Here is a 10,962-nt window from a genome sequence, read left to right as displayed (position 1 = left end):
TTTGACCGTGGAAACCCCTATCGAAACAGAAAGCAATTGTTGCCCCGTTGTTGCCAATTTGTGCGACACTGAGGATGGCAACACTACCAATCCATCAAAATTTGAAAAAACGCAGGAGTTGAAACTGCAGCGAGCAAAAGCACCCAAATAAGAACTAATCATGACAGCGACTTTTCAGTAGGTGAAAAATGAGTAAAGAGGTCATTTGTATTCCTGTTACGAAAACGATTATGGGAACGGAGCTGACATAGGCTCTTGATTGTGGCTTAACAATAATAAACTCCTATTTATGGAATAAATCTCACTCGCTTGCTCGAAATCTAATCCGAATTCGTTCCGATATAATCACAAAAATTCCGTAAATTAATCAGTTTGTTTTCGAAAATATTGTAGTTGTTCCGAATATTTTCGAATCGTTCTTGACAAAAGAATATTATGGTTTATAATAAAATAGGAGGTGGACACAATGAAGTATTCCATTGAAATTGGGAAAATCGTTGAGGGTGCTTTAAAGCACGATCAACTTAAAGTTATGAATTACACTAAACAACTCATTGCAAAACTCGAGGATGACAACGAAAGTCGTGCCGCAAGCAAATTCAGCAAGCTTTTGACTACACAAAGCGAGGCTACATTGACAGCAATGGGTATGTCGAAAGATTTGCCCATGCCAGTTGATTCTGAGTCACGAGTTGCTCTTGCTGATGTGATTTATCCTAATGAAAACAATATTGAGGTTATACTATCAAAAAGCAATGCTGACAAACTCAACTCTTTTATTTTAAGCTATCAAAATGCAGATAAGCTAAACTCTCTTGGCATAGGTGTTTCGAATACGTTGTTGCTATACGGACCTCCCGGATGCGGAAAAACAAAGTGTGCTTATCTAATTGCAAAGCAGTTAAATTTGCCATTGATAGTTGCCCGTTTGGATAGCCTAATATCATCCTATCTGGGCACAACTGCGAAAAATATCAGAATGCTGTTTGAATATGCTCAAAAAACCCCTTGTGTACTGTTTCTGGATGAATTTGATGCGATTGCGAAGGCAAGAGATGACAGCAATGAGTTAGGAGAACTGAAACGCGTTGTGAACAGTCTATTGCAAAATGTGGATGCTATGAGCAAAGATAGCCTTTTATTGGCGGCCACGAATCATGAGCAACTTTTAGACTCGGCTGTTTGGCGCAGGTTTGATTATAAGCTGGAAATTGAATTACCAGATGCAGACGCAATTGTGAAGATGATAGACTTATTTACGAATAGATCAAACGCTCTTTCGCCAAAAGAGAAAATGGAATTGGCTGTTGTATTTCAGGAATTAAGTGGCGCCGATGTAGAAGAAATTGTAAAAAAGGCTTTCAGGAACTCAGTGATTCATGGAGAAGAATTTACGAGACTTAGTGTTTACGAGGAACTGTTTATCTTCAAAAATATTCTTCCCCAAAACTGTAACAGTTCTAAAGAACTCCTTAAGATTAAAGCAATTTTTCTGAGAGAATGCGATAAGAAAATATTTAGCTTACAAAATATTGCTGATATCTTAGGAAGCTCCAAAACTACTATACAAAAGCTTATAAAGGAGGCTGATGAGACATGAGTGAAAAAAATTTGCCTATAAAATTAGTATTGCAACGTACAACCGATACGCAAAATAATAGAGGCGGAGGAAAAACAAAATTCTTTGGAGAAGTTACTCCCGCATTGCAAGAAAAAATAATCGAAAAATTCAACGGTGTTTTAGATTTTTATCAGGATGTATTTCAAGAGAGTGAATTGGTTCCTGCTGTGGGTAAAATTACGGTTAAACCCGAAGCAATTGCAAAATCTCATAAACCCAATGATTTGTGTCGTTGCTGCCCAATAATTGGTAGTGAGGATCTGGATGAAGTTTATATTAAGATAACGAAAAAGGCCGTCGAGGATACAATAACCTTAGTAAAAAATCCACCGTCCCAAAAGTTCCAAGCTAATTTAACAGCTATTTCTGATATTCAACCAATACGTGGTGCGGAAAAAATTTCCGAAGGGTTAGCTGAAATTTCCACACAGGGAAGGTTCGATACAGTGAAGGGTAAAATCAAGATTAAATTTTTTGACTTTGATAATGATTTTGATAATGCACAGATTTTAAGCTATATTATGGAAAAATTATCCGCAATGAAGCTTTCTGAAAAAGCTGAACTAATAACGTATGGAGAACAAATTAAATTTATAAAGGTTCAAGTTGAATCCTTTGATGACGTGACGCGGATTTCGGAAATAAATGGTGTAAAATCCGTGGATTTTTTTCAAGAATATTCACAGCCTTTGTCTGAATTTACGAATGAGAATTTAAAGACATTTTTGGATGGCCAACACCTCGAAAGCGACGTCTCCATCGGAATCATTGATGGTGGAATAAGCGATAACAATCCGTTTCTAAAACCGTATATAGTAGCCCGTGAAACCTATGTGGGAAAGGATTATCAGAATCCCAGCCACGCAACATTTATCGCTTCAACAATTCAATATGGGAATATCTTGAACGACATTGAAGCCCCAACCTCACAGCGATTCCGCTTTGTTGATGTCATTGCTATTCCGAACGGCAATCCTAAATTCGGACCAGTAGATACCATAAGCGAAGAATCTCTTATGGAAATCATTGAAGAAGTAATGGAGAAACACGCAGGAACTACAAAAATCTGGAATTTATCTTTAGGAATCGAAAACAAAGTATGCAATGGCTCAATGTCTGATTTAGGCATATTTTTGGATTATATTCAGGATAAGTACCATGTTCAAATGTTTGTTTCAAGCGGTAATTTGAATACCCCACCGCTTAGAGAATGGCCAGCGCAAGCAGATATGAACGAACGAGATCGAATTATCTCTCCCGCTGACTCTGTTCGTGCTATTTCGGTCGGGGCTGTTGCCCTTTATGAATCAGCCAATTCGATTGTGAAAAGCAATGAGCCATCTCCTTTTAGCCGTCGAGGCCCTGGCGCAAACTATATTGTCAAACCTGACGTTGTAGACTTTGGAGGCAACATATCAAGGGATTTCAATATCTCGGGCCTTGGCATTAAAGGTATGGATATTAATGGTGATATAATTGAAGGTGTTGGAACAAGCTATTCTACTCCACGCGTCGCTCAAAAATTTGCCGCCGTATATGATGAGATGTTTGAAAGAGATTTACTGCTTGCCAAAGCAATGGTAATACACTCGGCAAGAATGAATTCCAGAGATTCACTTGATCAACACCCGGATAACATTAAGTATTATGGGTTCGGAATGCCATCTGTTGACGTGCAAGACATATTACAATGTAGCAAAAACGAAATCACACTCGTCTTTCGTCAGAAAGTCACACAAGGTACACATCTGGAAATGTTCAATTTTCCATACCCTGCATCACTTATGCACGACGGAAAATGCTTTGGAGAAATTGGAATGACCTTAGCGTACAATCCTATATTGGATGACAGATATGGCAAAGAATATTGCCGGACAAATATTGATGCGAGCTTTGGAATGTACCATTATGCGAAATCTGGAAAACTTGAATTCAAGGGCTGTGTGCCACTCGAATCTGCTTGGGATGAAAAATTTGAACAATCCCGGGTGGAGAATGGATTCAAATGGAGCCCTATAAAATCATATTATCGTAAAATAAGCAATACCGGCATAAAAGCGGGAGAAAGCTGGAAAATCCGGATTGATATGAATCCTCGAAACGGATTAACAGTTCTTGCTCAAGAATTTGTGTTGATTGTTACAATTAAAGATTCTCTTGGAAATGATATTTACTCCGAGGTGGTTAACGGACTAAGAGAAAGAGGCTATTTCACGAATAACCTTGAGACGAGACAGCAAGTTCGCCAGCGCCAGTAAAATAGAACCGATTTTGAAATTGAATTGATAAGTTTTACATTTATAACATCGTGATAGTTCAAATCCCCCTATAAAAATAGGCTCACATCTACAATTACCAGACCACTCATTACGAGTGTTCTTATAGTATTTAGTACTGTAAGGACACTTGTTTTTTTATATCGCCTTTTGTGATGGGGAGTAGCTGACGGCTACTCCTTTTCTTGTATTAATTAGTACATCTGGTTGTGACAACGGTAAAACATCTGGTATATCAATTGAACCAACACAGGAATAATGGATAGTAAGTTTTTGCACATGAACACATAGTTTTGATAAAACACCAAATAAGATTAGTAATAAAAAAGACAGCGATAACTTTTCATTCGTTACTGCTGTCTTTTTCGTTATTTAAAATTTCAGTAATTTTCCTCTGCATTTCCAGCCTTGCCTTGCACACTGAAAATTTGCTTTTACCTGCTCACATTCAAAGTGCTTTTATTTGTCTCGATGAGAAAAGTGTGTTTCATCAGCTTAAAGCTCCAATATCGTCTAATAGCACCGAATACTCTGCATTGACCTCATCCAAAAACTCCACAAAGTCATCATGTCCCAAAAATGTCATTTCCCAACCATACTTCTCACATATTTCTTCCCATTCCTGAGTTTGTACCATCTGTTTGAGGATATCCTCCCAGTACTCCAAGGCATGTTTCGGCATATCTTTTGGGCCAAAAAAACCTCGCCAATTATAAAATGTGGCATCAATCCCTTGCTCTACGCAAGTGGGTATTTCGCCCACAATTCCGCTCCCTACACGCTTGTCCGCAGTAGTTGCTAAGGCCCGTATATCGCCGCTTTCCACTAAGCCTATCGAATCGCTGATTCCCGTGGAAATAAGGTCGACATGTCCTCCCATCAGCTGTGCCGCTGCCGAGCCATCCTGGAACCCTACATATTTAATCTCATCCAGGTTTGTAACGCCGGCTTTACGGGCCGTTTTTAAAAACTGAATGTGATCCATTGAGCCAACCGCAGATATTCCGCCAATTGTGATTGATTTGGGGTCCTCTTTCAGAGCCTCCATCACCTCATTGATTGTGGTATAGGGGGAATCCTTTCCAACTGCAAACATACCATATGCAGTAATCAGCCGCGCTATGGGCGTTGTATTGTCCCGATAGTTCAATTCCGTAGAACTGTTGAGGTTGATTAAGCACAAGGGTGGTGAGTAGATCGCCAAAACATCGTTGGCACCCTTTTTTTCATCAAGATAAGTGAGTGCGACAACACCTCCGCCGCCAGGCATATTGGTAACCGGCAGCGGAACGGAAACCAGTTTGGTATCCGACAGGCATTGGGCAATCGATCGGATGGTCAGATCATATCCCCCGCCAGAACCTGCCGGGGCAATAAGCTCCATGGATTTTTTGGGATATTCAATTGCAGGCTGAGGCGACTGGGCATGCGATCCGCAGGAACAAACAACGATAATCAGCAAGATTACACAGCATACAATGGCAACTTTTCTCATGGTATCCCTCACCTTTCATAAACCTCAGATACATGGAAACGGATAACCTTTATTTCGCTAACTGATTGATTGATTGCAGCAGCTCATCAAACTCCAGAGGTTTGATAAGAATTTGATCCAACAGCTTGGCCTGTTTCATTTGAATTGCATCTTTTTCGACAAGCCCAGTAATCAGAATGACCGGAAGGCTTGGACACACCTTTTTCATGCGTTGCACCAATACTGTCCCTTTGTATTTCGGCATGGTATAATCCACAATTAACAAGTCCCACTTATCCGGAGACTGGTTAAAGGCTGCCAATGCTTCCTCTGCATCGGTATAAGCGTATACCTGATATCCATATCGCTTCAGACGCTTTTTCAGATAGTTTACTACCTTAATTTCATCATCTACCAGCAACAAATGAATTGGTTCTCGCTCTACCAAAATGGATACTTGTTTTGGACGTTCGATTGCAACAGGAGTATCGGTGACAGGCAGGTAAATGATAAAGCTGCTGCCTTTGCCGATATCGCTCTTCACCTCAATAAATCCGCTGTGGTTTGTGAGGATACTTTGTACAAGCGATAACCCCAGACCGGTTCCCATACTTACATCCTTAGTCGTAAAGAAAGGATCGAAAATTTTCTCCATAACTTCACCGCTCATGCCGCAGCCGGTATCGGTGATGACAATTTTAGCGTAGGCCTCTATTCCATTCGCGCTACCAAATTTTTCAGGAAGCTGATCGGATTCAATGACCTCATTGGATATCGTAAGAGTGCCACCTTCACGCTCCATAGATTGATATGCGTTTGTACATAGGTTCAGCAGCACCTGGTTGAGTTGCGTGGCACTTCCGTATACATTTGCGCCGGTTTGGTGTATATGCTCGTCCATACGAATACTGGAAGGGATAATCATACGAACCATTTTTAGTGCATCCCGGATGACAGCATCAAGGCTCACTGAGGAATAGGCTGCTTCATCCGATTCACGGCGGCTAAACGGTAAAATTTGCTCCACAATCTCTTTTGCCCTGGCACCAGCCTTGTGAATTTCGTCCAAGTCCTCGTAGTATTTACTCCTGATGCCCATTTGCTCCTTTAAAAACTCACAATACCCCATAATGGGCGTCAACAAATTGTTAAATTCATGTGCGATTCCCCCAGCCAATGCACCGATTGTTTGCAGTTTCTGATAATGACGCACTTGCTCTCGGCTTTGATGCAATTCCTCCAGCGTATGGTTGATTTCCTGGAGGTAACGGGTCTGCAGCTTAAGCCTCTGTCTGTTTTTCTGCAATACGTAAATAGTTACAAAGCCAACAATTAGAATAACGAGAATTACGGTAACCAAAAGTGCAAACCGCTCCAAATTTTCGTTGACCGGCTGCAACGCCTTTTCAACCGGCATTACCGCAGATACAAACCACGAAGTGCCGCCCAGATTCATTCGCGTATAGGCTGTAATCTCATCAACAGGTGCAGCTGTACCTTTTGAGTAAGCACGGTAGATGGCGGTTCCTTCTTCATATTCGTACTGTCTTGCCACCATACGAAGCATGTCGGCATACCGCATATCCGATTTTAAATCCTCGGGGATACCCAGCCGATAGTTAAAGCCGATCATCTCTTTGTTTTGGTGCATAATAACGGTTCCGGCTTCATCTTTTATCATAATGTAATCCGAGTCGCGGGTATCCAGTGGCATGATAAACTGCTCATACATGCTTTCCAAATCTACCACACTTACGACAGCGCCCAAATCTCCATCCCCGGCATATACCATATTGACCAGCGTTACGCCATAATTGCCGGCTACAATCTCGAACGTAGCCCCCATACCGGTCTGCCCCCGCCGTGTAAGGGCCTCGAGCTCCAACATGTCTTCGTCAAATTCTTCTAAAAACGGGTATTGATTGTATCGAAAAACCTCTTGTCCGTTGCGGTCCAGCAGATAGATACGTGACAACCCTTGATAATGGAGAGCGAGCATGTAAGAAAGAATATATTCCTTCACACCTTCGACATTCCCATAATCGTAATATTTCTGGAGTTCTTGGATGAAACCCGGAGTCCTAACCAGTATCTCCACGTCCCGCAACTGCTCCGATAAAAACAGATCTATATTCTGCGATACGGCACGGGAAATGACCAAAAGGTGTTCTTGCTGCTGTTCAACAACCAACTGCGTATAGGCATCGTAGGTTGTATACACTGCATACGCAAGAATAAAAAGCAGTATTGTCAGCAGGGCGGCAATCACGATTCGCTTCATCGCTTTTTTGTTTAGTTTCATTCTGTCGTCGCCCTTTCCTTGTCCATTTCCCTATCATAACATTTTTTATAAGGCGATGAAAGCCTTATTTTAATCGCGCAATATACTTGCACAACCGGGGCATCTGGAAGATTTAAAAAGCGGCATCTTCATGTTCAGTTTCTGATTGCACTTTGGGCAGCGATACAGCTGTTTTTCAAACTGCCATGAGCCCAGAAACATACATAGCCCTACAACCCAATTACCCAATGCAATAAAAAAAACACCAATTAAAACAGCCGCCATACAAAAAGGCTTGACAACAACCAAAGGAACTTTAAATTTAGTACCCATCTTATAAGTCACGCTCCTAACGCTGATAACATAAAAAGCGGGGTTTATCGACAGCCCATAAGACGTCATAAATCCCGCTTTTACGTTAAATTATTTTGAGGCTGCTACTTTCTCTTTTTTATATTTTTGAATCAGTGGCTTTACAACCGGGCTGAGCAAAACAGCAACACAAATTAACAGGATAACGCCGGTAATCGGACGGGCTACGATGTTCACAGCCGATTGGAACAGGGTATCGCCGGTAGCAATGGTGAAAGCACGACGCAGATTGGATTCGCAGATTACACCCAGTACCAGGCCGAGTATCAGCGCGGAGCTGTTGAACTTACAGGTGACGATGACGAAGCCGATCAAGCCGGAAATCGCCATGAGTTTGACATCAACTGCAGTGTTCTTGGTGGCGTATGCACCGATGGTGGCCATCATAATAATGGTTGGCCCCAAGATGCTATATGGGATTTTCAAAATCTGCACGAATATTTTAGCAATAATTATTGCTGCAAACACCATAACAATGTTCGAGACAAACATGGAGGCAAAGGTTGCCGATAGAAACTCCGGCTGATTGACAAGCAGCAGGGGACCCATGGTAACACCTTTGAGCACCAGTGCGGACATCATGATCGCCGCTGCATTTCCGCCGGGAATACCGAGCGACAGCAGGGGAACCATGGAACCGCCGGTGGCGGCATTGTTACCGGTTTCCGGCGCTGCAATGCCATCAATGACACCGGTACCAAACTTTTCTGGATACTTCGAGAGCTTTTGCTCTGTAGAGTAGCACAAGAAAGATGCGATAGTTGCTCCGGCACCGGGGAGGATACCCACCACAGTTCCCAAAATGGAGCAGCGTATAATGGTCCATTTGACAGAGAGCATTTCCTTTAGAGACGGCATCTTGGTTTTCATTTGCATCTGGCCGCCTACCGCAGTAAGCTTGGAGGGCTTGCTCGTCTGCTTAAGCACCTCAGTTACAGCAAAAAATCCGATCATGACCGGAATCATCTCGATGCCGGAGGTAAGAAAACGGGTGCCGAAAGTCATACGGGGCACACCCAGCAGCGGGTCAAGACCGATACAGGCAAGCAGTAGCCCCAAAAGACCAGAAATCAGCGTGCGACAGATATTATCGGTCTCCAGACTTGTTAGGATAGACAGACCCATGAAAGAGATGGCGAACAGCTCGGAAGGGCCAAAGCTGAGAGCCGCCTGCGTAAGCTGCGGGCTTAAGAGCAGCATACAAACAGCCGCGAACATGCCGCCAATTGCGGAACAGATTAGCTGAATTCCCAGTGCCTTGCCTGCCTCACCACGTTGAGCCATGGGGTAGCCATCATAGGTGGTTGGTGCACTGGATGGTACGCCGGGAATCTTAAACAGAATCGCAGTCATACCTCCGCCGGTAATCGATGCGCAGTAGATAGCGACCAGAAAAGCGATTGCACTGACAGAATCCATTTGGTAGGTAAACGGAATACCCAAAGTGACCGCCATTGTAGCGCTGACACCCGGTAACGCGCCGAAAATTGTTCCCAGAAAAACCGCGAAAATAATCAGGATGAACATCTTCGGGGCGAAAACCACAGCCATGCCGCTAGCCAATAAATCCAACATTTTTCATCCCCCTATCCTGTAATTCTTTGAACAATTGATTCGAAAAACAGAGCCATCTCCCGCAGGAAAGGTACAAACCCCCGAGGAAGCATAACGCCAAGGAAAACCGAAAAGCCGATATACAAGAGCAGAGTGATAATAACGGATGACAAAATTAAAACCAACGGGCGTCTTTGCCCCAGAAGAAGGCCGTAAGATATTAGGAAAAGAAGGCTGGTGGTGATGAACCCAAGAGGCTCATAAATCTGCGCCATCACCATCAATATAATCATTCCGATGAACAGCTTGCTCTTTAAAAATTTAAGTACATCCGGCAGAAACTGTTGAAACGCCAGTGCAACATCTTTTTTATCGTTACGCTTGAAGTAATTGCGCAGGTTCCAGCACAGTGCAAGAACTAAAATGACTAACAGAGCCTGGGGCCATTGTTCGGCACCCAGTTCACTGGCCGCGGATGTCGGCATGGTTGTGCCAACATAGGCAAAGCAAAAGATCGAGAGTATCAATAATAAAATATTTACGATAAGTTCTATTGCCACGTCGACCCACCTCTCTTTACTATAATTTAGGGGCGGGCAAGAACCGTTCTCCCCGCCCCTGTGAAAAGTTAAGCTCTATACTATTTAATCAAACCGGCGTTTTTCAGGTAGTCTTCAAAGGTGCTGTATTCCCCGTCCATCAGCGCCTTAGTAACCGCTGAGCTAGCATAGCCGGGGCGGTCAAGGTAGCTTGCCTGCTTCAAAAAGTCCTGATAAGCAGGGTCATTCCAAGCCTTTTCTACCGCAGCGGTAAAGGAATCGACTGCTGCCTGTGGGGTATCGGTACGGCACATCAGTGCTCTCCAAGTACCTACAAAGGATTCAATCCCCAGTTCTCCTGTGCACTGAATGTCGGGCAGAGAGGACATGCGTTCCTCAGACATTGAAACCAGTGGTACGATATCGCCTGATTCGATTAGGCCCTTGATTTCATCGGCACCGGTAATGCTGATGTTAATGTGCCCACCCACCATGGCAGAACTGAGTTCAGCACCGCCGCTGTAATTGACAATCTTTACATACTGCTCAATTTCGTTGATATCCACGCCCAAGCCGCCTGCAAGTGTCTGCTTGAGGGAAACCGCATCAGCACCTGTCGCTGTTAGCATACCGCAGGTTAGCTCTTTCGGGTGAGCCTTTGCGTATTCAATAAACTCGGTGAAATTTGTGTATTTGCCTTCCTGCGCTTTTTTGGATGAGGCGATCAGGTTAATGGAGTGTACCAATTTGGATACGGGTACAAATTCTTTTCTGTAGTCCATGGGCAAAATCTTTTGAAGATCCAGCATAATGATGGACTGCGTGCCCAGAACAAAGGTATAACC

General features: G+C 43.1%; 7 protein-coding genes. 2 read left to right on the top strand and 5 right to left on the bottom strand.

Annotation, left to right across the window (positions count from 1 at the left end):
- Positions 1–466: 466 nt before the first annotated feature.
- Together RTV33_RS15315 and RTV33_RS15310 are read left to right on the top strand one after the other, a co-directional pair.
- Positions 467–1,600 (top strand): ATP-binding protein, encoded by a 1,134-nt coding sequence (locus RTV33_RS15315; protein ID WP_312645696.1) that lies wholly within the window; start codon positions 467–469, stop codon positions 1,598–1,600.
- Positions 1,597–3,879, top strand: a complete 2,283-nt coding sequence (locus RTV33_RS15310) for a S8 family peptidase (RefSeq protein ID WP_312645694.1) — start codon at positions 1,597–1,599, stop codon at positions 3,877–3,879. The genes RTV33_RS15315 and RTV33_RS15310 overlap by 4 nt, the downstream gene beginning before the upstream one ends.
- Positions 3,880–4,387: 508 nt before the next feature.
- Here RTV33_RS15310 and RTV33_RS15305 read toward each other — a convergent pair.
- From RTV33_RS15305 to RTV33_RS15285, 5 genes are all read right to left on the bottom strand, one after another.
- Entirely contained in the window at positions 4,388–5,392 is a 1,005-nt protein-coding gene (locus tag RTV33_RS15305) for a tripartite tricarboxylate transporter substrate binding protein (protein ID WP_312645692.1), read from the bottom strand.
- 49 nt (positions 5,393–5,441) lie between these two features.
- Complete coding sequence (locus RTV33_RS15300) at positions 5,442–7,673, bottom strand: ATP-binding protein (RefSeq protein ID WP_312645690.1); 2,232 nt, start codon at positions 7,671–7,673, stop codon at positions 5,442–5,444.
- Positions 7,674–8,075: 402 nt separating this feature from the next.
- Positions 8,076–9,599 (bottom strand): tripartite tricarboxylate transporter permease, encoded by a 1,524-nt coding sequence (locus RTV33_RS15295; protein ID WP_312645688.1) that lies wholly within the window; start codon positions 9,597–9,599, stop codon positions 8,076–8,078.
- A gap of 11 nt (positions 9,600–9,610) precedes the next feature.
- Complete coding sequence (locus tag RTV33_RS15290; RefSeq protein ID WP_312645686.1) at positions 9,611–10,138, bottom strand: tripartite tricarboxylate transporter TctB family protein; 528 nt, start codon at positions 10,136–10,138, stop codon at positions 9,611–9,613.
- Between the two features lie 80 nt (positions 10,139–10,218).
- Positions 10,219–10,962 (bottom strand): tripartite tricarboxylate transporter substrate-binding protein (locus tag RTV33_RS15285; protein WP_312645684.1); only part of this gene is annotated, 744 nt, incomplete at its 5' end.

Origin of the sequence: Hydrogenoanaerobacterium sp. (genome assembly GCF_032017025.1) — a bacterium.
Lineage (GTDB): Bacteria > Bacillota > Clostridia > Oscillospirales > Ruminococcaceae > Hydrogenoanaerobacterium.
Note: the sequence above shows the minus strand (reverse complement) of the source record. Positions and strands in the feature narration are given on the sequence as shown.